The following is a 24403-nucleotide window of genomic DNA, read 5'->3' as shown; positions in this document are numbered from 1 at the left end:
ATATTATGATAATTAAAACTACTCATTGTAATTTAGTTTTAATTAATAAAATGATTCTTAGTTGCTGATGTTTTTGATACTGGATAATATATCCAATGTCTATAAGGATACTCTTGCTGATAGTACTGCCTGTATCGTTGAGGCTCGGGTCAAAGGTACTAAGTCAAGCATGAGTAATGATATTTTAACGAATGATAATGCTATCAATACACCATCAATCTACTGTTTTATATTAACCAAAAAAACCCAGCTGCGCTATGTGGAGTGGAGCGGCAACTGGGCTGAAGGAAAGGGCTGCTTTTTTTATTAAATCATTATTATGTTTTTATTAAAGGCCATTTATTTTTTAGTATTATTTTATTGAGCCTATTTTTATTGGGTTTTATTTTAATCGTATCAGCGATTTATGCCGATAGCTTTTCACGACCATGTGATGTCATAAAATCAATCTCTGGGCCAACCGGTACGACTAAGGTTGGGTTAATAGTGTCATGGCTTGCATAATAATGGGTTTTGATGTGATCTATATTCACTGTTTCTGCCACGCCCGGTACTTGATACAGGTCGCGTAAATAGCCCCATAGGTTAGGGTAGTCTACGATGCGTCTGATATTACATTTAAAATGACCGACATACACAGGGTCGAAGCGGACTAAAGTCGTGAACAAGCGCCAGTCTGCTTCCGTAATAGTATCCCCAGTTAAGTAACGGCGAGTCGCTAAGCGCGCCTCGATTTTATCCAGTGCTTCAAATAGACTAACCACTGCTTCTTCATACGCTTCTTGGGTAGTTGCAAAGCCTGATTTGTATACACCATTGTTGATATTTGGGTAGATGTAGTCGTTTAGCTCATCAATCTCACTACGTAAATCTTCTGGTAAGAAGTTAACCTCTTTGTTAGCGCCCACGTCATCAAACGCTGAGTTAAACATACGAATGATTTCTGATGATTCGTTGCTTACAATGGTGTTGTTCTTTTTATCCCAAAGCACAGGTACGGTGACTCGGCCGGTATAATCTGATTTCGCTTTGGTATAGATTTGATGCATATAATCAGCATTAAAGATTGGATCAGGGATAACGCCATCACCTTCATTAAATGTCCAACCATGCTCATGCATTAAAGGATGTACGACAGACACTGAAATCATGTCTTCTAGACCTTTTAACTTACGATAAATGAGCGTACGGTGCGCCCAAGGGCAGGCTAATGAAACATAAAGATGGTAACGATTTGGCTCTGCTTTAAATCCCTCAACACCGCTAGGGCCTGCGCTGCCATCAACAGTAACCCAACTTCTAAAGCGAGAGATATCTCGCTGGAAGCGGCCACCGGTTGCTTCTGTATCGTACCACTGGTCGTGCCATTTACCTTCAATTAATAAACCCATGTTGAGCTCCGTAATTAATGTTAGTGACTTCAATAGATTGATATGAATAAATTAAAAAATTAACTTAAAAGTGAGAGTTGTAAAATTATTGTTATGTCTTTTTAATCTCAGCATCTGTATGGTACCCCTTCGTTTGGTAACAATAAACAGGTGTTATGGCAATTAATTGTTCTGATTTTTAGAACACATCCAAATGGTCTGAACGACAGCAATCACCTTATAATAGCTTTATAAACAGCCACACTTGAATAGGCGGTTTGACACACAAATCGCCTAACATAAATGTACCCACATCTGTTGATTTTTGTGACAGGTCATGTACGATAAGCACCTCGCTATTTTACCCCCTTGATATGAGATCGCTGCTATGTCGCTTAACGAATCTTCTGCACACACTTCAGCAAATCCGACAGAAAAAAAGTCATTGCTGCGTATCCGTGGGCTAAATAAAGCCTACGATGATACTCAGATTTTAAAGAGTATCGACTTAGATATTTATGACGGTGAGTTTTTGACCTTATTAGGACCTTCTGGCTGTGGTAAAACCACCTTGCTGCGCCTAATTGGCGGGTTCGAGATGCCAAATGCCGGTACGATGTCACTTGATGGTGTTGATATTACTGGCTTGCCCGCTGAGAAGCGTCCGATTAATACCGTATTTCAGCAGTATGCATTATTTCCGCATATGAATGTGTTTGACAATATTGCGTATGGCCTCAAGCTTAAAAAGGTACCAAAAGCGGAGATTAAAGAGCGTGTGCAAGAGGCGCTAGCCATGGTGCAATTAGAGCATGTCATTAACCGCCGTGCTCAAGATTTATCCGGTGGTCAGCAGCAGCGTGTGGCGATTGCACGCGCGGTAGTGAATCGTCCTAAAATGCTGTTATTGGATGAGCCACTATCTGCACTTGATGCCAAAATGAGGGTGCAAATGCAGTCGGAGCTAAAACGTTTGCAGCGTGAGCTTGGCATTACCTTTGTGTTCGTGACCCACGATCAAGAAGAAGCGCTATCGATGTCAGATAGAATTGCGGTAATGAAAGCAGGTGAGTTCCAGCAAATCGATTCACCCATTCGTATTTATGAGAGTCCGGCGAACTTATTTACCGCAAACTTTATTGGCGAGACCAACTTATTCAAAGCGCGTGTACTTGAGGTGAATGAAAGCCGTATTAAGGTTGAAGTTATCGAACAAAAAGAGGGTTTTCATCCGATACGAGATTTGCCACGTCCGAAGTTTGAGGTGCAAGTGGGGCAGAGTATTAACCTGTTATTACGCCCAGAAGATATCCGAGTCTACTATTTAAACGAAGGCTATGATGGTCTAGTCGGACACGTGATTGATAGTGCGTATAAAGGCAGTACCCTTGATTCGGTGATTGAGCTGCAAAACGGCAATAAGATTAAAGCCTCTGAGTATTTCAATGAAGATGACCCAAACTTTAACTATAAGCTTGGCCAAGAGGTCAGAGTAGACTGGGTCGACGGCTGGGAGTGGATATTGCCTGATGAATAAATCAACCTTACCAACCCCCTCGGCAGTCAATAACAAAAATAGTGGACGTACTTTTCAGCGCGTTACCTTGTTTGTGATATGGGCATGGCTGATTATTTTTGCATTAATTCCTAATATCCTGGTAGTACTGGCAAGTTTTCTGACCCGTGATGACGATACCTTTTTAGCACTGCCTTTGACGTTGGATAGCTATCTACGCTTTGTAGACCCTCTGTATGTCAAAGTGTTTTTGCATTCGCTTAGCATGGCAGCCATTACCACTATTATTTGTTTAATATTAGGCTATCCATTTGCTTGGTTAATTAGCCGTGCCTCCAAACGATGGCAGTCGTTTTTGATGCTGCTATTAATCATTCCATTTTGGACCAACTCTTTAGTGCGTCTGTATGCGGTAAAGCTGATTGTCGCCGCTAACGGTCTGTTAAGTACTGCATTAATTGGTATGGGATTCATAGATGAGCCGTTACAAATTCTGTATACCCAAAAGGCGGTAATCGGCGGGCTAGTTTATTTGTTATTCCCATTTATGGTATTGCCGTTATATGCCGTATTTACTGATTTGCGTGAGGATATTGTCCTCGCATCAAAGGACTTGGGTGCCAATAAATATCAGACCTTTTGGCATATTATCTTGCCATTGACCACACCGGGTATTATCTCGGGCGTGCTGCTAGTATTACTGCCTGCGATGGGCATGTTCTATGTTGCTGATATTTTGGGCGGCTCACGTAACTTACTGGTGGGTAATATTATCAAGTCGCAGTTCTTAGATGCGCGCGATTGGCCATTTGGTGCCGCTGCCAGTGTGTTATTAACACTGACCATGGCGATATTGATAGCCGCTTATTACGCCAGTAGTAAGCGTATCGGCAAAACTGACCATCACGAAGTGACTTAGGGAGTAGGGTATGAGTGGTTTATTTAAATGGCTGGCACGCCTCTATTTAACCCTGATTTATTTGGTGATGTTTGCACCTATCTTGGTGATGGTGGTGTTCTCGTTTAACGCCTCCAAAGTCGGTTATCACTGGGGCGGTTTTAGTTTTAATTGGTATCATGAGCTGTTTAATAACGAGGCAATGATACAAGCTGCGATTAATTCTGTGTTATTGGCGGTGGTCGCCGCAACAGTGACCACAGTGATAGGAGGACTGACCGCCTTATCCTTTCAGCGCTATGACTTCAAAGGCAAAGGCGTACTTAAAAGTTTACTATTTGTGTTAATGATGTCCCCTGAGATTGTTTTAGCGATATCACTGCTCGCGTTATTCTTAATCATAGGCATTGAGCTTGGCTTTGTGACCTTGTTATTGGCTCACATTACCTTTTGTCTGCCCTTTGTGGTGATTACCGTTTCTGCTAGATTGAGCAGCTTAGATAATAGTGTGCTTGAAGCCGCCCGTGATCTGGGCGCCAGTGAATTTACTATGATCCGCACTGTACTAGTACCGATTATCCTGCCTGCGGTGATGGCGGGCTGGGTATTGGCATTTACCTTATCGCTAGATGATGTGGTGGTGTCTACCTTTAATACTGGTGCAAGCTTCGAGATTTTGCCGTTACAGATCTACTCTATGGTTCGGGTAGGGGTCAAGCCTGAAGTCAATGCGGTGGGCACAATTTTATTGGCAGTCTCGTTAGTTGGACTCGTCATTTCACAATTATTGTTACTCAAAAAACGTTAAGGAGCGCATATGTCATCAAATAATGGGTATTCACGCAGACGTTTTTTGGGCATGTCCGGGGCAGGACTTTTAGCCTTATCCGGCCTGAGTTTGACGGCTTGCCAGCCCTCTAACACAGGCTCAAATGGTAATGAATCAGATTCTGACCCATCAGATGCTAATCAGTCCTCAACTAATAACGCATCGGGTAACAATGTAGTCAACGTCTATAACTGGACGGAGTACATCTCCGACAGTGTGCTCAAAGCATTTACCGCTGAGACCGGTATTGATGTTATTTATAGTACCTTTGACTCAAATGAGGCCATGTACGCCAAGCTTAAACTGACTAAGGGTAGTGGCAACTATGATGTTATATTCCCCGGCACTGACTTCGTCGATAAGATGCGAAAAGAGAATCTACTTGAGACGATAGATCATAGTAAATTATCGAACTTTAAGCACTTAAACCAAGCCTTTTTAGATGCTGAATTTGATCCAAGTAATAAATTTAGTGTCCCTTATTTATGGGGGTCATCAGGTATAGCGGTCAATACACAGCGTATAGATAAAGCTTCTATTGCCTCATGGGATGATATATGGCGTCCTGAATATGAAGGCCGCGTCATGCTTATGAATGACTTACGCGATGTCTTTACCATGGGGTTATTAACCTTAGGTTACCCACCAAGTACTCAAGACCCAAACCATATTAAAGCGGCTTATGAAAAGTTATCAAAATTGATGCCCAATGTTCGCACATTCAACTCTGACGCACCACGTATGCCGTTTATGGAAGGGGAGACCTATTTAGGGCTGGCATGGAATGGCGAGGTCATCATGGCTCAAGACCAAGGTATGCCAGAGCTTGATTTTGTCTACCCAAAAGAGGGGGCAATTATGTGGATGGATAATATGGCCATTCCAAAAAATGCCAAGAACCTTGAAAATGCTTATACCTTTATCGATTTTATTTTACGTCCAGAAAATTCAGCCATTATCAGTGAAGAGATTGGCTATGGCACACCCAATAAAGCAGCCATCGCACTCATGCCGGAGGAAATAGCGAATAATCCTATTATCTATCCGCCTGAAGACCAACTCGGTCATGCCTTATTTCGTCAAGATGTAGGCGACGCTACGATGGCGTTGTATCAGCAATACTGGGACCGCTTAAAGGTGGATATGTAGGCGGTTAATCAGAGCTGCGTTTAATTATGGGCATTAGCTGCGGCGCAAAGTAATGGTCATTTCAAATAGCATTGGCTTAATGACGTTAACACTTACCTGACCGTTATGTGCCTTGGCGATTGCTTTGACAATAGACAAGCCCAAGCCGGTACCGGCTTGGGTTTTACTGTTTTTATGATGCCGATAAAAGCGCTCAAATAAGCGATTGGCTTCCGCTTGAGTAATAGGCTCATCAAGCTCATTGCTAATCACAATTGTCACCGTATTTTGCGGTGATAGATTTGACTGGCTAGATGAGTAGGCTTCTATATTAATTGTGCTGTCATTTCTGGCATAGTAAATGGCATTAGACAGTATATTGGCAAATAGACGTTGTAGCAGGCCTTCATCGCCTTTGACGGAGCCATAATTGCCTTGAGTGATAAGGCGAATGTCTCTCTCTTCAGCGATAAATTCATAATACTCCACAAGCTTGGCAAGCAGGCTGTCTAAATTAACCTCTTTTAACTGCGAATCGCTCAGCCCTTTTTGTGTTTTTGCCAATAGCAGCATGTTATTAATCAGCCCAGATAACTGCTCTAATGCGCTATGCTGATGGTGAAGCTGCTCAATGTAGTCCTCAGTACTGCGGGGACGACTTAACATGACTTGAGTTTGGGTACTTAAGCTTGCAATCGGAGTACGCAGCTCATGCGCGATATGGTCAGAGAAGCGTGATAGTGATTCAAAATTGTCTTTTAGCTTATCCATCATCACGTTATACGATTCGGCTAAAGGTCGCAGTTCGCTCGGCATATCACTCACTATAATGCGCTCATCAAGCTGCTCTGTGCTGATGCCTTTCATCTTCTGCACAAAGGTAGAAAGTGGAGAGAAGCCCCAATACACACTTAACGCGGCAACCGATATCAGCAGTAAAGTAATTGCCGCTAAAATTAATCTAAGTTGAAAATTAAACTGATTTAAATATAAATGATGCACATCAATGGGCAGGGTTATTAGATATAACGTCTGCCGATTATTGATGATAATCGCGCGGTAATGTCGCTGCTGTAAGGACAAATCAAACTGCCTGTCGCCATGTTGTTGATATAGGCTGCGAATATCTAGTTTTCGAAATAGCTTATCATTTGACGAGCCGCTGGTATCCGCGCTGGCAGGGTGCGAAAGGGGTTGACCGCTTGTATCAAAGGCGAAAAATTGAATGTCATAATTAAGCCCTGCGCTGTGATTGTGATTGGTACTGTTTTGGATGAGGCTGGCTTGATTTTGCTCATTAGCTGCCTTACGCAGATTGTAGGCTGCATGGGTTAATATCTCGGCATCCATCACCTCAAAGTGCTCACTCACCGAGCGCTGAATCCAAAAATACACCATCACTTGGCTAATCACCACAAATAGGGTGATTAAAAAGATGGTACGCCACAATAGAGATATTCTGGTGCTGATCGGACTACTGGGCATTAAGGCTTATCCTGTGCTGCACTGTCTAAGACCGCTAACTTATAGCCCATACCGCGCACCGTATGAATGAGCTTGGGCTCAAAATCCTCATCAATTTTTAAACGCAGGCGCCGTATAGCCACATCAATGACGTTGGTGTCACTGTCGAAGTTCATATCCCACACTTGAGAAGCAATCACTGAGCGCGGCAGCACTTCGCCCTCTCGCTCCAGCATAAATTGCAGTAGGGCAAACTCTTTTGAAGTCAGCTGAATGGGCGTGTTGCCCCTATGTACTGTGCGCTTGGCAATATCGAGTGTTAAGTCAGCCAGTTCAATTAAAGTACTCTTATAATTGGACTGATTGGCGCGTCTTAGCAAGCTTTTAATACGTACTACCAATTCTGCAAAAGCAAAAGGCTTGGTTAGATAATCATCACCCCCAATCTCAATCCCTTTAATACGGTCTTCCAAATCATCTTTGGCGGTCAAAAATAGTACGGGCGTAATGTGACCGGCGGTGCGGTAGTTTTTTACCAAATCAAACCCGCTAACATCTGGCAACATGACATCCATGATAATCACATTGTAGGTTTCAGACATTAGCGCATGATAGCCGTCCAAACCATTTAGCTTATGGTCAACCAGAAAGCCTGATTCAGTTAGGCCTTTTTCTATGTATTCGCCCAGCGTGACTTCGTCTTCTACTAATAAAATCTTCATGCCTGCCTCATATCTTTGTGCAATCAATAGCTATTTTGCTTCCCTAAGCGCTGTAGGGCATGGTGCTATATTAGAGTATATGCTGCGAGAATAACATCCTGCCGTTTGAAGATGACAAATTTGTAATGTTGGCGTCATGTTGATGTCATTTGCGAACCGATATGATGAGTGTCAGATGGTGTTTTCTTTTTTAAAATGTTCTGTTGCCACACTATTTATCGACCCGCAACAGAAACACATAACTCAAGGCGACTTAAATGAAATCTCTTAAAATTTTATTAGCGGCAACGACTGCTTTCACCATCGCAACCACTGCTATGGCGCATGATCCTAAATTGCATGCCAAAAAAGATCAGATGAACTGTGAAAAAATGGGCAAACACATGCAAATGATGAAAAACATGGACCACAGTAAAATGGATATGAATGATTCGGTAATGAAGTCTATGATGACCAATATGAGCAAGATGAAGCAAATGTATGCCAAACACTGTGTGAGTCAAGGCGACCAGGCTGATAATGTAGATCACGTAGGCATGCAGCACTAATTAATCACCGAGCAAATACTTACAATGAGGGGTAGTAAATGAAGTTTTTGCTAGGGATGGTGAGTGGTTTATTGCTGTTGGCAGTGGGCATGGCGGTCATCGTATTCAGTGGTCGCATCAATATAGGCGCAGATCATGAGCACAGTCCGCTGGTGTATGGTGTGTTAGAAAAAGCGCGTATCCGCTCTATTGAATATGCCAGCCGTGACATTGATGTGCCAAAACTCGATGAAGCAGCAAGCATCAGTGCAGGCGGTGCCGATTATAAAGACATGTGTGCTAGCTGTCATTTATCACCGGGTGTCGAGCAAACGGATTTGAGCACGGGTTTATACCCAAGACCGCCTAACTTTACAGATGCTGATGTTGTCAGCCGTTTTGCTACTGATGCAGGCGCAAGACAAGGCTTTTGGGCCATTAAGCATGGCATTATGGCTTCAGGTATGCCAGCATGGGGTGCGTCGCATGATGACAAACGACTTTGGGATATGGTTGCTTTTATCAGAGAACTGCCAGAGCTTGATAGCAATCAATACTCCATCCTGACCACTCGATTTGATGATGCGATGATGATGGATGCTTTTGACAGTGAGACGGCTCAGTGATATTTGTCAGTGCTATTTATCACCGTGCTGAATGAGTAGATGTTGAATGAGTACCTATGACGCACATGGATAGACGACAATCGCTAGTAGGCATTATCCGTCAATAATAATGCCTATCTTTACCAGTAAGTTTTAGCAACAAGGCCAGTTATAAACTAATAAGGTGACGATATGAAACTAACAGGTCATTATTATTCAGATTTGGATAAAAACTTAACCCATAAAACCACTCGTTGCTATCGCAAACGGGTATTTGGCAGTTCTGTGCTATTTGCCGTTGTGGCCACCTTGTCAGCGTGTAACTCGCCAAGCCAAACCGAGTCCCAGCCTATGGTTGACTCTGCTGCCAACTCACAAACGGTAGAGGCAGAAGTCATGCCAATTCAAGCGAACACACCATTTACTCAAACCACCAGTCACAATCAGCAAAGTACTCCACTGCTCCAAAGCGTCTCTGCCACTGTCTACAAAGATCCTAATTGTGGCTGTTGTACTGAGTGGATAGCCTATGCCGAAGAATCCGGTATGCATGCGTCAGTACAACACCCAGAGAATCTATCTGTATTTAAAGACCGCTATGGTGTGCCGCAGCAGATGCGCTCATGTCACACCACAGTGACCAATGACGGCTATGTGTTTGAAGGGCATATTCCAGCTAAATTTATGGCACAGTTTTTGGATAATCCACCAAGCAAAGCCATTGGCTTGGCCGTACCGAGCATGCCGGTTGGTAGCCCTGGTATGGAATATGAGGGCAAGTTTATGCCGTACAAAGTCTTCCAATTAAACAAAGATGGCTCATATGAAGAATTTGCGGCAGTTGATACGCCCCAGCAGCAACTGTAAATCAAAAAGTACAACTTAAATGACTATCAAATAGCATAATGCATCACATTAAAAAAAATGCATTAGACCACCTCTTTGAATTAGGTTTTCTCATGAATAACATTAATAACGTCAACAGACGTAAGTTTCTCTCTGGCGCAGGACTCGTCGCAGGCTCAGCAATGATTGCGCCTGTGTGGGCGGGCACTGAGTTTAAAGGTGACTATAATCCGGCTGCCAAAGAAGCGCCAATACTAACCGGCAATGAATTTGATTTGTATGTCAGCAAAATACCGGTAGTTATTAATGGGCGAAACACGACAGCGACCTTGATTAATGACTCCCTGCCTGCGCCTACTTTGAAGATGAAAGAGGGCGAGACGGTCACCATTCGTGTGCACAACGAAATGGATGAAACCACCTCAATTCATTGGCATGGGCTGATTGTGCCTTATCAAATGGATGGTGTGCCCGGCATTAGCTTTGATGGTATTCCGCCCAAAAGCACCTTTACTTATACCTTTAAATTGCAGCAATCAGGTACCTATTGGTATCACTCACATTCAGGCTTCCAAGAGCAAACCGGCATGTTTGGTGCGATTGTGATTGAACCCAAAGGCCGTGAGCGTCACCCTGTGTCAGAAGACCATGTTGTTATGTTAAGCGATTGGACATACAAAAATCCGCATACCTTGTTAAAGCTGTTAAAACAGCGCGCTGACTTTGATAACTATCATCTGCCAGATTTTAAAAAGCTATTGTCGGATATTGCCCAAACCGATTTAAAAACGGCGTTGGACAAGCGCAAGATGTGGAATCAGATGCGTATGATGCCCACAGACTTTAGTGATTTGACCGGTGAAAATACCTTTACCTATTTGATAAATGGCAGAGCCTCTGGCGATAGTTGGTATAAAAAGGTTAAAGCGGGTCAAGCGGTAAAACTAAGATTTATTAATGCGTCTGCCCAGACTATTTTTGATGTACGTATTCCGGATCTAAAAATGACGGTAGTTGCCACCGATGGTATTGATGTCGATCCGGTATCTATTGATGATTTTCGTATCGGGGTGGCTGAAACCTTTGATGTCATTGTCAGGCCAACTCAAGATGCGCACACTATTTTTGCTCAAAATGTGGACCGCACCGGTTATGTGACCGCAACCTTAGCGACCAAAGACAATACCCGTGCTGCTGTGCCGACTATGGACGGCGTAGAGTGGTTGACCATGGCGGATATGATGGGGGATATGGAAAATGGCTATCATGCCAAGCACGCCCGCACCGAATATGATTTCAAAACGGATATGCGTGTCGATATGCCACGTACTAACTTAGATGATCCAGGTATTAATTTGCGTAATATTAAGCGCGATGTCTTAACCTACGATCGCTTGCGCAGCGTTGATGAACAAATTTTTGCTGAACAGCGAGCGCCGACCCGTGAAATTGAGCTGCATTTGACTGGCAATATGGAGCGTTATATTTGGGCGTTTGATGGGGTTAAGTTTGCCGATGCGACACCGGTGAATATTAGGCCGGGCGAACGTGCTCGAATCACCTTGGTGAATGACACCATGATGATGCACCCGATGCATTTGCATGGTATGTGGAGCGATATGAGAGCGGCTACCGGTGAGTTTCAGGTGCGAAAACACACCATGTTGGTTCATCCGGCACAAAAGATAAGCTTCGATGTCACAGGTGAAGCGGGCAGATGGGCGTGGCATTGTCATTTGCTGTATCACATGGAAGCTGGCATGTTCCGTGAAGTTGCCGTTATTTAATTTAAGCTTGCAAGTTTGCAAAAGGTAGATCAATGAAAATACATAACACAGGTTGTCACTATCTGGGATTGGCCTCCCTGTTGTATCTAGTGCCTTCACTGGCAATTGCAGCAGAGCCGATGGCTATAATGAACCATGATGATATGGATCACAGCTCGATGGATATGTCAGATATAGATTACGGTTCAATGGATATGTCGGATATGGATCACGGTTCGATGGATATGTCGAATATGGATCACAGCTCGATGGACATGTCGGATATGGATCACAGCTCGATGGACATGTCGGGCATGGATCACGTTTTGATGGACCATGACTCAATGAATATGTCGAATATACAAGGGGGCAAAGCGCCTGCGGATGCGCGCAGCCCTGACTATTCAAACGGAATCGGCTATGGCAAATTCGGTCAACCCATGATGATGGGAGATATGCCAACGTGGGGCGTGTCTGTTTCTGACTTGGGGTATGACTTTGATGAAGACGTGGTTAACTTTGAAGCCGACGCTTGGTATGGTAGTGATGAGAAGCGTCTTCTATTTAAGACTGAAGGCAGCTTCGATACCAAAGACGGCAATGATATTGATAGCTTAACGTCATTATCTTATTGGCAACCGACTGGCATTTTTTGGAATGTGCATACGGGTCTTGCTTATGATACTGCAGTGGATAAACCAGCAATCATGGCAGGTATTGAAGGCACAGCGCCTTATTTTATTGAAACAGATGCCGATATGTATGTGTATTCCGATGGTCAGATTAGGCTAAACGCCGGTGCGGAATATGAATGGCGTTTAAATCAACATTGGGTAGTTATCCCTGAAGCGGAAATAACGGCATTTGTTAAAGATGATGATAAGCAGCACATTGTTAGAGGGGTTAACGAATTAGAAGCCAAAGTGCGACTCACTTATGAGACACTAAACCGTCAAGTAGCGCCTTATATTGGTGTCAGTTATCAAACAGCACTGGGTGCAAACCGAGGACAGCGTAGAGCACATGATGAATCGGTGGATTCAAGTAGTGTGATAGCAGGGTTAAGTTTCTGGTTTTAATCGTTTATTTAGGTATCATCCTAAGTCTCTTTGAAAAGATAAGTCTCTTTGAGAAGAATAGCTGACAGTTTATATCAAAACTAAAAGGCAGTCGTCTGTGTCAGTGATTGGTAATGCACTGAGGTTACGTAGCTTAAAGTTATAAGCGATGACCGAGCCTACCTAATGAATGATGAGCAAGGCCCTAAATTCTGCATAATCTGACTATCAGTTATCAACTTGCCTTCACTATCAACGGTGAATTTAGGAGGAATAGAGTGAAATTTTCCCATATAGTCATCAGAGCATAACGCCTGCTTCCTTTTATAGTCTTGCTCTATGTCTTCTAATGTCATGGTCGAACAACCCGTTATGCTTGCAATCATAACGCATAAAACAACAGGTGAAATCATTTTAATCATCAACAAATTCCTTATAGTCTAGGAAGTCAGGGGCCCTTAAATATTGTTCAGGCTTTGATAAATATTACTCTTGAATTTTTATCTTTTGATAACGATTATCACGAAATTATTTGAGGTACATAGGGTATAAAAAATGGTTATTATTAGCCGACAGTCTTTGAATTAATTAAGTAAAGTTGGTTATGATTACCGGTTCACATTATACCGCAGGTTTTATCGATAAATAAAAAGAGCAGCACTGATTTTATATATTTATCATATATAAAGTCCATGCCACTCTTATGACTGATTGACGCTATAACTATGAAATTATTCTAAAACTTAACATTTAATCCTAACGTGAAGTTACGTCCCATTTGCGGAACATACGGTAGGAACGAATTATGAATATATACTTTCTCATCCAACACGTTATTAGCACGTATTGATAAGGTATAGTCAATATTACGGTAATTACTCTCATAATCGGCACCAAGATTTAATAAATTATAGCCTTCTGTTTTGTTCTCTGTAACAAATCTCGGTTTCATCAATAACGAATTATTCTCATACTGAAGCTTGTTACCGTCCTCATCATACTCCAAAGGCTTGATAGCAATGGTTGACGTAGATACTTTGTTTTGTTCAAAGACGTGACTATAATCCATATTAACTGACCATTTGTCAGTTAGGTGGTTATTGTAGCGAAAGCCTAATCTAGCAGGTGGTACACGCGGTGCATTGGTAGCAGGACGTTTTAAAATATCTGTACCAAGTTTCTTGTAAATAAAATCAACACACCAAGGCATCTCTTCAGGGTCCGACATAAGATCAGCATCGCACCATTCATAGAAGTTGATTTCAGGTGGATTCTCAACTTCAGACATCAAGATACATTCAGATATTCGACCACTTTCTTTTATCTCCTGACCGCTCAAGCCCTGACAGCTATCAGCTAATCCATATATCTCAGGGGTATCAGAGAATATATTTTTCCCAATAATAGGGTCTAATGCACCGATTTTACCGCGCACAAAATCACCAAAGAAAGTCACCTCTTGACTTGGGCTAATGCGATAGGTCAAATCGCCTTCAAGTCCATAAAAATCAGCAGTTGTTTGATTGTAACGGCGCATATATAAGTCGCCAAATTTGGTGATATTCTCATTATAGATATAGTTATCAAAATCATTGTAATAACCACTGATATTATAATCCCAGTTATCACCAAAATATGACAATCCTAGCTCAAAGTTATTTGATCGTTCTTTCTCAAGGTTTTTGTTACCGTATTCAAATGAGTTGGTCGCCAAATGCTTACCGTTATAGTAAAGCTCCATTGGTGAGGGAATACGCTCATTATGAGATGCGGTGAAAGACAAGCGGTAATTTGAATTTAAATCCCATAATACACCACCAGCATAAGATACCGCATTTTCTTCATAGGGGCTTAAATCAGGGTGTTCAGCCTTGGTAGAGTCAAGGGCTGGGAATCCGTTTTTAAGCCATTCTAGTTTACGTTGTAATAATTCTTTGTCATATTTAACGGGTGTTTTTTGTCTTTCCCAGCGCGCTGCGCCCTCAAAGGTGAAGTCGCCAATTTGATATTGCTCCAACCCAAATACACTCAAGTTTTTGTTGGTATGTGGCACAAGTAAATATCGAGGATCGGCCTTAGATGTATCACCCCAGCTGGGTAGATAAGGCACTTCGGCGTTCATATCTTGCTTTTGATATTGGAGGCCGAGCATACCTTGTAGCCCATTGATAGGCGTATGGTAGGCTTCTAATCGACTATTAAAACCTTTGTTTTTGAAAATCGCAGACGCATATCCTCTATCAAGGGTTGGATCAAATCCTTCTGAAATACCTGTGGTACGTTCGGGGTTGCCAGGGTCTTTTTCATCATGATAATAATCGGCATGAGTTAGGCTTAATTTAACTTTATCAATGCCTTTGATGGGGTCTCTTAGCTCACCACGTACATCGTAGCGATCTGAAGTCATATCTACCCAAGGGCCTTTGTGGTTATGATTATGCTCAAAGCCAAATGGATTATCAGTATTGTGTTCATGGCCATGGTCATCTGCATGACCACCCACGTGACAGCCGTCAAAATGAGGGAAGTCGATGATGTCATCGTCATCCATTAAATGCGGATAAGCATTTAGATAATATCGGCCATGAAACCCAGTCTCTGTTGAACCTAGCCAATTGATAAAATGACCATAACAGCTGTCATAATTATGATTGTGACCGGGAATACCATAGACGTCTTCTCGGCGACTATAAGAGGCGCCAAGATAACCTTGATCTCCTATCCATGACAGACCGACGGTACCAACTTTTGATCGATTATAAGCGTCCGGTAAATAATCTAATTTCTTATCTGAATTGAATTCAGGCACTTCGTAATTATTTGCATCTCGGCTTAATCCTTCAACTCGCATGGCAATATGATCACTGAGTGCAAAGGTTGCCCCTGCTGTGGCCAATTTCTCGTTACTGTTGGTGTTATAACGGAGTAGAGCTTCTCCTTCGACCTTATCGCTGAAATTGCCACTGGGCATCTTATCTGGAATACGCTTATCCACCACGTTGACTACGCCTGCTGATGAGGCGGTACCGTACCGTAATGTAGACGGGCCTCGCACTAGCTCGACGCGCTCGGCAAGTAAGGTATCGGTGGCAATCACGTGATCCGGCGATATATTAGACACGTCTATCACGTCTGTACCATTTTGTAAAACTTTGACTCGCACGCCGTCTTGCCCTCGAATCACAGGCGCTGATGAGCCGCCACCAAAGGGATTGCTATGAATGCCAAGCTCTTCAGACAATGCATTACCTAAAGTAGCTGAGCGCTTATTTAACTGCTCACGATTGACCACCACATCACTGGCTTTTTGAGTATTATCGAAGGCCAATGCGCTTGGCCGGCTATGAGTATCGGCTATAACGTTTATGGTATCTAGCTGCGTGATAGGCGCTTGCTCATCTGTATTTAAATTAGCACCAGATGAAGGGTTTGAATCAGAGGGCGGGACATAATCGCTACCTATGGTATTGCTCTGAGCCTGTTGGGCGTGAGCGGTAAGAGAAAGTAGCGTTAACGAGATAGCAAGGGATAACGGATGTTTCTTCATAATTGACCAATTAGTAGACAAGTAATAAAAATAAAAAGCCATCCTTTAGCCCGAGCCGTGTGACTACAGAAACTAAGAATGACGATAGACAAAAGCCACAGTACGGATGAACAACAATGTCAGATTAGTGACAAAGCGTAAGTTACTGTTATAAAATGTTATGTTATAATATAACAATAAAAATGAAACGCAATATTAATTTTTAATTTTTTGATACGGAAGTTAACTAAATCGGAGCTAGAGCTGAAAATCTAACAATAAAAAAGCCAGTCCTAATAAGGGCTGGCATCTAATTGTAGAAGAGAGATATGCTGAATGGAACGCACAGGATTATTTTAATAATTGGTCATACCTATCCTGATTTTATTTTTAGTTAAAAGTTAGCTCAGAGTATATTTGGCATAAAATACCGCTTTGACATAAATAAAATCAGCAACAGTGCTAAAAAGCTTACTGCTGCGCCCACAAAGCCAACGCTAGAAAGAGAAATATGAACCACGGCATAACCACCGATAAGTGCACCTGCACCAATACCTAGATTAATGATACCGGAGAACATCGACATCAGCATATCTTGAGCATGCACATCGACCATCAGTACTTTTGCCTGCGCGGCAATAATCAACAGCATCAATGCCGTACCCCAGATGACAGCATTTAAACTTAAAGCCCAAGGAGAGGCTATCACTGGCAGTAATGCGAGCGTAGAAATCAGCATAACAATGGCGGAGATTATCATTAACAGCGTACTGTGGCGATCCCCCCAACGGCTAAAGATGACACTGCCTAAGATACCGGCACCCCCGAATAGCAGCAGCACAAAGGTTGCAAAGTTTTCACTGATTTCGCCCACTTGACGCATAAACGGCTCGATATACGAGTAGGCGGTGTAATGCGCGGTGAAGACCAAAAATATAAACAAGTATAAGCACACCAAGAGTGGATTTTTAAGCAGCTCTGGTACTTTTCTAAATGAGCCTTGAAATAAACTGGGCAAATTAGGCAGCAGTCTGGCTTGTAGTAAAAATACGACGGACGCTATAACCCCAATAGCACCAAACGTCGCGCGCCAGCCAAACCATTGGCCTATTAAACGTCCAATCGGTACGCCTAATACCATTGCAAGCGACGTTCCTGTCGCCACAACACTAAGCGCAAAGGCCTTCTTGCCCTCAGGTGCTACCCGCAGTGCAATCGCCGCGGTAATTGACCAAAATATCGCATGCGCAAAAGCGATGCCCACACGGCTGATGAGTAAAATATTAAAGCTCCATGCCATGACAGAGAGCACGTGGCTGGCAATGAATAAAGCAAAGATACCAAGCAGCAACCGCTTACGCTCGAAGTTTTTAGTCATGAGCATCAGCGGCAAGGACATGGCCGCCACAATCCATGCGTATATGGTCAGCATCCAGCCGGTTTCGGCCGGCGTAATCGCAAAATCTTGTGCAATATCACTGAGTAACGCCACTGGCACAAATTCAGTGGTATTCATAACAAAGGCACTCACGCCCATTAATATCACCTGAATATACTGAGTTCGGCGGGAGAGTGGCACCTCCGCCTCATTGTGATATGTCATAACGCCCCATACAAAAACGCAATAATAAGTGGCTCAAGATAACAAGGGAATAATAATAAAGAAAGTTGTTCTTTGATAAAAATTAACACATTATATGAGTAGGTGCTTAAGGTAAAGCCAGTCTTAAAGGTTAGGGTTATTGATTCATATATTCTATATCACCCTAAAGTAGTATATAAGCAGACTTTCATACTGCTAACGCCTGATATATCTCTAATAGCATTGCCAGTATATTGATGCTATTACAAGGAGCATGAGTACTAGACTGCCTCAACAGATGATTTGGTACTCAACTAAAATCAAGTTATCACTCTAGTAACCGTGCTTTTGCCACCTTATGTGAGGAGAGATATCATGCATGCAAAAGAGCTGCTTGAACTTGAACGCCGAGATATTAGAGCGCTGCATTATACGTGGATTGCTTTTTTTCTAACCTTTTATGTTTGGTTTAATATGGCACCGTTAGCAACATCTATGTTAGCGACAGAAAATTATTTAACCGATGATCATATCAAACTATTTTTAATTGCAAACGTTGCATTAACCATTCCAGGTCGAGTAGTGGTTGGTATGGCACTTGATAGGTTTGGTCCGCGACGTGTATTCTCAGTCTTAATGGTCGTGATGGCGATACCCACATGGTTCTTCGCCTTTGGTGACTCTGCCATGCAATTATTCGTTTCACGTCTGTTTATGTCGATTGTCGGTGCTGGCTTTGTAGTGGGTATCCATATGACCGCACTTTGGTTTAAGCCAAAAGATATCGGTTTTGCTGAAGGGTTTTACGCCGGTTGGGGTAACTTTGGTTCTGCTGCTGCCGCTATTACTATCCCAACAGTCGCTTTACAGTTTTTTGGTGGTGATGATGGCTGGCGCTGGGCAATTGCCTTATCAGGCTTAATCATGGCAATTTATGGTGTGGCTTATTGGTTTTTAATCACTGACGGTCCGACTGCTGATACTCATAAACGCTCTAGAAAATCAGGGGCACTAGAAGTATCCACATGGCGTGATTTATGGCTTTACTGCCTATTTACTATTCCGCTATATGGTATTTTAGGTGTATTGGTATACCGTACTCAATCGATGGGTTTTTTAGGTGAGACAGGTGCAATCGTTTGTTATGCGGTGATTGCTTTAATAGTAATCTATCAGATTTATAAAGCTTTAAGTGTCAACATCCCGATGCTAAAAGAGGGCATTCCTGAAGATGATAAATACCCATTTACATCTATTGCGGCACTAAACGTGACCTACTTTGCCAACTTCGGTGCTGAGCTTGCAGTGGTGTCTATGTTGCCCATGTTTTTTGCAACAACGTGGGATTTAAATCCGACAACAGCAGGTCTGGTTGCGTCAACTTTTGCTTTTGTTAATCTATGGGCACGTCCGTTAGGTGGCTATATTTCAGATAAAATCGGCAACCGACGTTTGGTCATGCTGATTTATATGTTCGGTATTTGTATTGGCTTTGCGTTAATGGGATTACTCAATGAAAGCTGGCCTTTATTTATTGCTGTCGTATTTACCATTTTATGTTCGGTATTTGTGCAAGGTGCAGAGGGTGCAACCTTTGGTATTATTCCTGCTATCAAACGCCGTCTAACAGGTCAGATATCCGGTATGGCGGGTGCTTATGGTAACGTGGGTGCAGTATTCTACTTGTTCATATTCACATTCGTCAATCCAAACCAGTTCTTCTTTATTATTGCCGGTGGTGCATTTTTATCATGGATAGTTTGCTACTTTTGGTTGAAAGAGCCCGAAAATGCCTTTGGTGACGAATATGCTATGTCATCGGTTGACCGCCGAATTGCAGAAGAAGAAAGATTAGTGAATCAAAAATAATCAGAATTACATTATTTAGTACTAAAAAGTACTTCAATTGAATATGGGCTGAAAGCTAACTTAAATCAAGTTGGCTTTTAGCCCATAGTTTATTTAGAAAGCTATTAATTGGTTATATATTATTGACGGCCCATACGGCCACATCAACACGGGTACGCAGGTTGGTTTTGTTCAAAATATGCTTAACATGCACTTTTACCGTAGACTCTGAAATACCAAGTTCGTTGCCAATCATTTTATTGCTGTGACCTTTGGCAATCATTTTGACCACTTCAAGCTCGCGACCAGTTAGGTTGCTGACGATATCATCAATGTTAGGTGTGCGTAACGCCTGTGCTAATACTGCTGCCAAACGTGAACTCACAACTAGCTCGCCACGTAAAGCTTTTCTTATATCCAGAGCTACTTGAACAGGTTGCATATCTTTAAGCAAATAACCATTTACACCAAGTTTTAACGCATTATGTATATCGTCACCACTGTCAGAGACTGTAAACATCAAAATTTTTGTATTAAAACCTTGCTCATGGATACGCTTAAGTGTGTCCAGCCCGCTTAATCCTGGCATATTTTGATCTAATATAATCAGATCCACTTCGTTATCTTGAAGGTAACTCAGCGCTTCCTCTCCGCTGCCCACATCAGCAACCACATCAAAGTCAGACTCTAAACTCAGCAAATCTGCCATGCCATGTCTTAGCATAGGGTGATCATCGACTAGTAGAATCTTAGCAGGGGATGTTGATGTATATATTTTAGGGCTCATAAGGACTCATATATTTAAGGTGAAAGATAGGAAGTGGTGTCAGTGAATTATTTACTTATTAAAAAAATCTGGAGAAAACTGGGCTTCTATAATCGTACCTTTAGGCGTATTTTCTTTCACGATTAACTGACCACCGAGACTATTTGCACGCTCTTGCATAATCATTAGTCCGTGATGATGGGTCTGATCAAAATCGTGGGAAATCCCCACACCGTTATCTGCTATACGTAGCAAGGTGTCATTGCTATTAGGTACATATTTAAAACTAACATCTACTTGAGTGGCGTTAGCATGCCTACAAATATTTGATAACGCCTCACGAACAATTTGAATGATATTCACTTGCTCTAAAGCGCTTAAGTTCAATGACATCACTTGATTGTTAATATGATAGTTAAAGCCACCTTTTTCGGCAAACTCTTGTACTGAATTGAGCAGGGCCTCGTCAAAGCTATCATCATCTAAACTTAAGCGAAAAGTAACCAATAAATCTCGCAAATGCTGATAGGCTGAATTTAAGCCATCTTTAATATTAACAATAGAATCAGTCAGGGTTGTATAGTCTGGGCTGGTACAGTGGGTGTTATCGAGTCTTTTTTCCAAAATGGCAACCTGAATTTTAAGATACGACAAAGACTGTGCCAGTGAGTCATGCAATTCACGAGCAATGGTAGCACGCTCTTCTAATAAAATAATCTGGTGCTCATGTTGACGCTGTTGAACCAAAAACATAGCGGTGCTAATCAAATTGGTTAAAGCGATGATGGCCTCATTATTGATAGCAATAGGGTCTATTTCAATATGGCTTAACTTATCTTTAGATATATCTGGGTCAGTTATAGGGTTGACAAATACAGTGGTTTCATCTACCAGAGGAATTTTGTTTTTGTCATCTTTCATTGTAGGAGCGGTTGCACGAACTCGAAGTTCACCAAAGAGGATATCACGATGCGCAACTGGATAGCTTTCAATCTCTTTTGCTAGGTTGACATGGCAGGTGTCGCAGGTATTAGACGCACAGATCTCACTAATTTTATTTCCATATATAGCAATGGAATCCTTACTGCCTAATGCATCATATTGTAAGCATAGGGTTAGATTAATTCCCGGAATAATCGCCTCAAAGTCTGAAATGAGACGATTTAGTTGGGTGAGACCAACTTGTTCTGTGGTGAGGTGACGAGCAAAGTCATACAGCAGTGACAGCACCTTATTGGCTTGTGTTAAGTTTACAGTTTTAACGGCAACTTCTTTTTCCAAGGATTTTTGATAAGAGTCTATGGTCGCGGCCATATCGTTGAAAGAGACTGCCAAGCTGTTAAATTCCCTATAGCCGCTGGCAGGAATGCGACTATCTAAATGACCACGCCGAAATTCCTTGGTTGCTTTTATTAGCGAATTTACTGGTCTGAGTACCTTTTGTTTTAGTTCTCTAAGTCCTGCAAGCATGACCAGTACTGCTAAGATTAATGAAAAAAACTGTAAAATCTGCTGCCACTTTTGGCGTTGTTCATTACGATACTGGAGCTGATTGGCTAGATTATCAACGTCAAAAATATAGGTTAAAGAGGCTTGGTAGAAGCTACTCATATCTTGAGATGCCAGCGCTGGCTGTAATATGGTTTGCCACTGATTATCAATTTTTTTAAGCTGCTGATCTATCTCAAAGTCGTTATTTTTGTGATTGTTTTGATATTGATATAAGTCACTTAGGCGGCGCTGCATGTCTTTGATGAGATAGTCGATAGCTTGATGATGATATAGATGTGAATCTTCTGATTGTTTGCTATCAAAGTTGTCATCGGTAAGATCAATAAATTCAGGATAGTCGAAATCTGATGCCAACAAAAAGTTAACACGATAAGTGGCCATTCGAATCGAGCCTGCTGTATTCACAGCTTTAGCATCTTCTTGTGATACCCATGCCAAATATCCACTACTCATTGCTGACATCAAAAATAAAAAGGTAACAGTAATCACTGCCAGCCAAGCACGGGTCGGCAGTGAATCAGATAGCATGTTGCTGACAGTTTTTAGCATAACGGCATAGATCTTAATATCAATGAATACAAACAGTAGTTTAGCTGCGCCTAGAATAGCACTATATTATTTAAAGATAATACTACCAAAGAGGTAGTCACCTTTAGTTAGGTGTATTTACTCCCATTAAGCTACTGTTATAAACCCATATATGCATAGGAATAAACCACATAACCCCTTACTGTTAGTGCTGACATAAATTTATTGTAGCTTGTGTGCCAGCAGGCTATTAAATTTTAAATCAAAGCTATGAATTATAAGGTAGGGAATTATGAGTAACAAAGAGGCACTAAAAGGGGGTAAGGTCATTACTGACTGGCGTCCTGAGATGGAAGATTTTTGGGAGAATGGCGGTAAGCAAGCTGCTAGACGCAACTTATGGATTTCTATTCCCGCTTTATTATTAGCATTTGCGGTATGGATGGTATGGAGTGCGGTTATTGTACGATTACCTGATATAGGTTTTAAGTTTGATCAAGCTCAATTGTTTTGGCTGGCCGCATTACCTGGTCTATCAGGTGCAACGCTGCGTATTTTTTACTCATTTATGGTACCTATCTTTGGAGGACGACGCTGGACAGCAATCTCTACCGCTTCATTACTCATTCCCGCCTTATGGATGGGGTTTGCAGTACAGACTCCAGATACACCGTTTAGCGTGTTTGTCATTATTGCACTGTTATGTGGTTTTGGTGGTGGCAACTTTGCATCCTCGATGTCAAACATCTCTTTTTTCTACCCCAAAGACAAACAAGGTACTGCCCTCGGTTTAAACGCAGGGTTGGGTAATCTTGGTGTTTCTGTGATGCAGTTTTTAATACCTGTAGTTATTGGGTTTGGTGTTTTTGGCGCACTCGGCGGTGCACCACTACTAACTGATACAGGCAAAGAGCTGTATTTGCAAAATGCAGGTTTCGTCTGGGTGCCTTTTATCTTATTAGTTTCAGTGGCAGCTTGGTTTGGTATGAACGACCTATCATCCGCTAAGGCATCATTTAAAGATCAAGCGGTTATCTTTAAGCGTAAACATAACTGGATTATGTGTATCCTTTATATGGCGACATTTGGTTCGTTTATTGGCTTTGCAGCAGCGTTTCCAATGTTGATTAAAACATCTTTTCCAGAAGTGGATGTACTAAAGTTTGCCTTTTTGGGTCCCTTCGTAGGGGCGATTTTCCGTCCATTTGGAGGCTGGATTGCTGATAAGTTTGGTGGGGCAAAAGTTACATTCTGGAATTTTATTGTGATGGTTGTTGCCGTTATTGCGGTGATGTATTTTTTACCAAGTGAAACATCAGCAGGTAGTTTTGTAGGTTATTTTATCTCGTTTATGGTGTTGTTTATTGCAACAGGTATTGGTAATGGTTCTACATTCCGTATGATTCCAGTTATCTTTAGAACATTCCATGAAAAATTAGGTACCAAAGATGTGGTTACTGAATCAAATAAAGAGTCAGCGGCGGTTGTCGGCTTTACCTCTGCATTTGCCGCTTACGGTGCTTTCTTTATTCCTAAGATGTTTGGTTCAAGCTTGGGTGCACAAGGTACGTTTATTAGTTTGATAGTGTTTTATATCGTATGTATTATATTGACATGGTGGTATTACAGCCGTAAGAATGCTGAGTACCCTTCATAGAGCAGTCAATCAAATACTGAATACAATTTTAGTTAGCAGGCGTCACTTTTAAAGTGGCGCTTTTTTTATCTACGGCATAAGTGTATTTAAAATAACAAATAGCCTAAGCATATTCGTAGGGACAATCATTTAGTTACAAGAAAAATTAAAACACTATGTTTAATTTGCCAAAGGTTTGAAAATTTATCGGAATAAAAACTTACTGTCACCTAACCCTAAAGTGGTAGGCAATTGCCTATGTTAGCCAATATTCAG

At 42.0% G+C, this 24403-nt stretch carries 18 protein-coding genes; 11 read left to right on the top strand and 7 right to left on the bottom strand.

Features of this window, described 5'->3' with window-relative positions:
* Window positions 1–404 precede the first annotated feature (404 nt).
* On the bottom strand, window positions 405–1391 hold the full coding sequence (locus AC2SLO_RS08120; protein WP_486543096.1) for a glutathione S-transferase family protein: 987 nt from the start codon (window positions 1389–1391) through the stop codon (window positions 405–407).
* A 367-nt stretch (window positions 1392–1758) separates the two neighbouring features.
* Between AC2SLO_RS08120 and potA the strand changes: the two genes are divergently transcribed.
* The 4 genes from potA to AC2SLO_RS08100 are packed head-to-tail and all read left to right on the top strand — an operon-like array spanning window position 1759 to window position 5762.
* Window positions 1759–2907, top strand: coding sequence for a spermidine/putrescine ABC transporter ATP-binding protein PotA (gene potA, locus AC2SLO_RS08115; protein WP_486543094.1), 1149 nt, complete (start codon window positions 1759–1761; stop codon window positions 2905–2907).
* Window positions 2900–3805, top strand: coding sequence for a spermidine/putrescine ABC transporter permease PotB (potB, locus tag AC2SLO_RS08110; protein ID WP_486543092.1), 906 nt, complete (start codon window positions 2900–2902; stop codon window positions 3803–3805). Before potA ends, potB begins: the two co-directional genes overlap by 8 nt.
* A gap of 10 nt (window positions 3806–3815) precedes the next feature.
* The gene (potC, locus tag AC2SLO_RS08105) at window positions 3816–4592 is read left to right on the top strand and encodes a spermidine/putrescine ABC transporter permease PotC (protein ID WP_486543090.1); all 777 of its coding nucleotides are present in this window, start codon (window positions 3816–3818) and stop codon (window positions 4590–4592) included.
* Window positions 4593–4601: 9 nt separating this feature from the next.
* Entirely contained in the window at window positions 4602–5762 is a 1161-nt protein-coding gene (locus tag AC2SLO_RS08100) for an ABC transporter substrate-binding protein (protein ID WP_486543088.1), read from the top strand.
* 33 nt (window positions 5763–5795) lie between these two features.
* Here the strand turns inward: AC2SLO_RS08100 and AC2SLO_RS08095 are convergent, their stop codons facing one another.
* Window positions 5796–7226, bottom strand: coding sequence for a heavy metal sensor histidine kinase (locus AC2SLO_RS08095; RefSeq protein WP_486543086.1), 1431 nt, complete (start codon window positions 7224–7226; stop codon window positions 5796–5798).
* Window positions 7226–7927, bottom strand: coding sequence for a heavy metal response regulator transcription factor (locus AC2SLO_RS08090; protein ID WP_486543084.1), 702 nt, complete (start codon window positions 7925–7927; stop codon window positions 7226–7228). The genes AC2SLO_RS08095 and AC2SLO_RS08090 overlap by 1 nt, the downstream gene beginning before the upstream one ends.
* 257 nt (window positions 7928–8184) lie before the next feature.
* Here AC2SLO_RS08090 and AC2SLO_RS08085 point away from each other — a divergent pair, with 257 nt between their 5' ends.
* From AC2SLO_RS08085 to AC2SLO_RS08065, 5 genes are all read left to right on the top strand, one after another.
* Complete coding sequence (locus AC2SLO_RS08085; RefSeq protein WP_486543082.1) at window positions 8185–8475, top strand: hypothetical protein; 291 nt, start codon at window positions 8185–8187, stop codon at window positions 8473–8475.
* Between the two features lie 38 nt (window positions 8476–8513).
* Complete coding sequence (locus tag AC2SLO_RS08080; RefSeq protein ID WP_486543080.1) at window positions 8514–9080, top strand: c-type cytochrome; 567 nt, start codon at window positions 8514–8516, stop codon at window positions 9078–9080.
* Window positions 9081–9251: 171 nt separating this feature from the next.
* Window positions 9252–9926, top strand: coding sequence for a DUF411 domain-containing protein (locus tag AC2SLO_RS08075; protein WP_486543078.1), 675 nt, complete (start codon window positions 9252–9254; stop codon window positions 9924–9926).
* A gap of 92 nt (window positions 9927–10018) precedes the next feature.
* Window positions 10019–11692, top strand: a complete 1674-nt coding sequence (locus AC2SLO_RS08070; RefSeq protein WP_486543076.1) for a copper resistance system multicopper oxidase — start codon at window positions 10019–10021, stop codon at window positions 11690–11692.
* A gap of 32 nt (window positions 11693–11724) precedes the next feature.
* Window positions 11725–12750 (top strand): copper resistance protein B, encoded by a 1026-nt coding sequence (locus AC2SLO_RS08065; RefSeq protein WP_486543074.1) that lies wholly within the window; start codon window positions 11725–11727, stop codon window positions 12748–12750.
* Between the two features lie 715 nt (window positions 12751–13465).
* Here the strand turns inward: AC2SLO_RS08065 and AC2SLO_RS08060 are convergent.
* The gene (locus AC2SLO_RS08060) at window positions 13466–16276 is read right to left on the bottom strand and encodes a TonB-dependent receptor domain-containing protein (RefSeq protein ID WP_486543072.1); all 2811 of its coding nucleotides are present in this window, start codon (window positions 16274–16276) and stop codon (window positions 13466–13468) included.
* Window positions 16277–16661: 385 nt separating this feature from the next.
* Complete coding sequence (locus tag AC2SLO_RS08055; RefSeq protein WP_486543070.1) at window positions 16662–17858, bottom strand: sugar transporter; 1197 nt, start codon at window positions 17856–17858, stop codon at window positions 16662–16664.
* A 354-nt stretch (window positions 17859–18212) separates the two neighbouring features.
* Between AC2SLO_RS08055 and AC2SLO_RS08050 the strand changes: the two genes are divergently transcribed.
* Window positions 18213–19706: an MFS transporter gene (locus tag AC2SLO_RS08050; protein ID WP_486543068.1), complete on the top strand. Its 1494-nt coding sequence runs from the start codon at window positions 18213–18215 to the stop codon at window positions 19704–19706.
* A gap of 112 nt (window positions 19707–19818) precedes the next feature.
* Here AC2SLO_RS08050 and AC2SLO_RS08045 read toward each other — a convergent pair whose 3' ends face one another.
* On the bottom strand, window positions 19819–20472 hold the full coding sequence (locus AC2SLO_RS08045; RefSeq protein ID WP_486543066.1) for a response regulator: 654 nt from the start codon (window positions 20470–20472) through the stop codon (window positions 19819–19821).
* A 51-nt stretch (window positions 20473–20523) separates the two neighbouring features.
* Complete coding sequence (locus AC2SLO_RS08040; protein ID WP_486543064.1) at window positions 20524–22512, bottom strand: histidine kinase; 1989 nt, start codon at window positions 22510–22512, stop codon at window positions 20524–20526.
* A gap of 271 nt (window positions 22513–22783) precedes the next feature.
* On the opposite strand from AC2SLO_RS08040, the gene AC2SLO_RS08035 reads away from it, so the two are divergent.
* Entirely contained in the window at window positions 22784–24148 is a 1365-nt protein-coding gene (locus tag AC2SLO_RS08035) for a NarK family nitrate/nitrite MFS transporter (protein ID WP_486543062.1), read from the top strand.
* The last annotated feature ends 255 nt before the right edge of the window (window positions 24149–24403 follow it).

It is taken from the genome of Psychrobacter sp. CX14 (assembly GCF_057396205.2).
Note: the sequence above shows the minus strand (reverse complement) of the source record. Positions and strands in the feature narration are given on the sequence as shown.

Bases quoted from the DNA above. Each gene is read 5' to 3' on its own strand.
- potA (WP_486543094.1), top strand. From the start codon at position 1,759: ATGTCGCTTAACGAATCTTCTGCACACACTTCAGCAAATCCGACAGAA.
- AC2SLO_RS08100 (WP_486543088.1), top strand. From the start codon at position 4,602: ATGTCATCAAATAATGGGTATTCACGCAGACGTTTTTTGGGCATGTCC.
- AC2SLO_RS08035 (WP_486543062.1), top strand. From the start codon at position 22,784: ATGAGTAACAAAGAGGCACTAAAAGGGGGTAAGGTCATTACTGACTGG.
- AC2SLO_RS08075 (WP_486543078.1), top strand. From the start codon at position 9,252: ATGAAACTAACAGGTCATTATTATTCAGATTTGGATAAAAACTTAACC.
- AC2SLO_RS08070 (WP_486543076.1), top strand. From the start codon at position 10,019: ATGAATAACATTAATAACGTCAACAGACGTAAGTTTCTCTCTGGCGCA.
- AC2SLO_RS08050 (WP_486543068.1), top strand. From the start codon at position 18,213: ATGCATGCAAAAGAGCTGCTTGAACTTGAACGCCGAGATATTAGAGCG.
- potC (WP_486543090.1), top strand. From the start codon at position 3,816: ATGAGTGGTTTATTTAAATGGCTGGCACGCCTCTATTTAACCCTGATT.
- AC2SLO_RS08080 (WP_486543080.1), top strand. From the start codon at position 8,514: ATGAAGTTTTTGCTAGGGATGGTGAGTGGTTTATTGCTGTTGGCAGTG.
- AC2SLO_RS08060 (WP_486543072.1), bottom strand. From the start codon at position 16,276: ATGAAGAAACATCCGTTATCCCTTGCTATCTCGTTAACGCTACTTTCT.
- AC2SLO_RS08065 (WP_486543074.1), top strand. From the start codon at position 11,725: ATGAAAATACATAACACAGGTTGTCACTATCTGGGATTGGCCTCCCTG.
- AC2SLO_RS08120 (WP_486543096.1), bottom strand. From the start codon at position 1,391: ATGGGTTTATTAATTGAAGGTAAATGGCACGACCAGTGGTACGATACA.
- AC2SLO_RS08045 (WP_486543066.1), bottom strand. From the start codon at position 20,472: ATGAGCCCTAAAATATATACATCAACATCCCCTGCTAAGATTCTACTA.
- AC2SLO_RS08090 (WP_486543084.1), bottom strand. From the start codon at position 7,927: ATGAAGATTTTATTAGTAGAAGACGAAGTCACGCTGGGCGAATACATA.
- AC2SLO_RS08095 (WP_486543086.1), bottom strand. From the start codon at position 7,226: ATGCCCAGTAGTCCGATCAGCACCAGAATATCTCTATTGTGGCGTACC.
- AC2SLO_RS08055 (WP_486543070.1), bottom strand. From the start codon at position 17,858: ATGACATATCACAATGAGGCGGAGGTGCCACTCTCCCGCCGAACTCAG.
- AC2SLO_RS08040 (WP_486543064.1), bottom strand. From the start codon at position 22,512: ATGCTAAAAACTGTCAGCAACATGCTATCTGATTCACTGCCGACCCGT.
- potB (WP_486543092.1), top strand. From the start codon at position 2,900: ATGAATAAATCAACCTTACCAACCCCCTCGGCAGTCAATAACAAAAAT.
- AC2SLO_RS08085 (WP_486543082.1), top strand. From the start codon at position 8,185: ATGAAATCTCTTAAAATTTTATTAGCGGCAACGACTGCTTTCACCATC.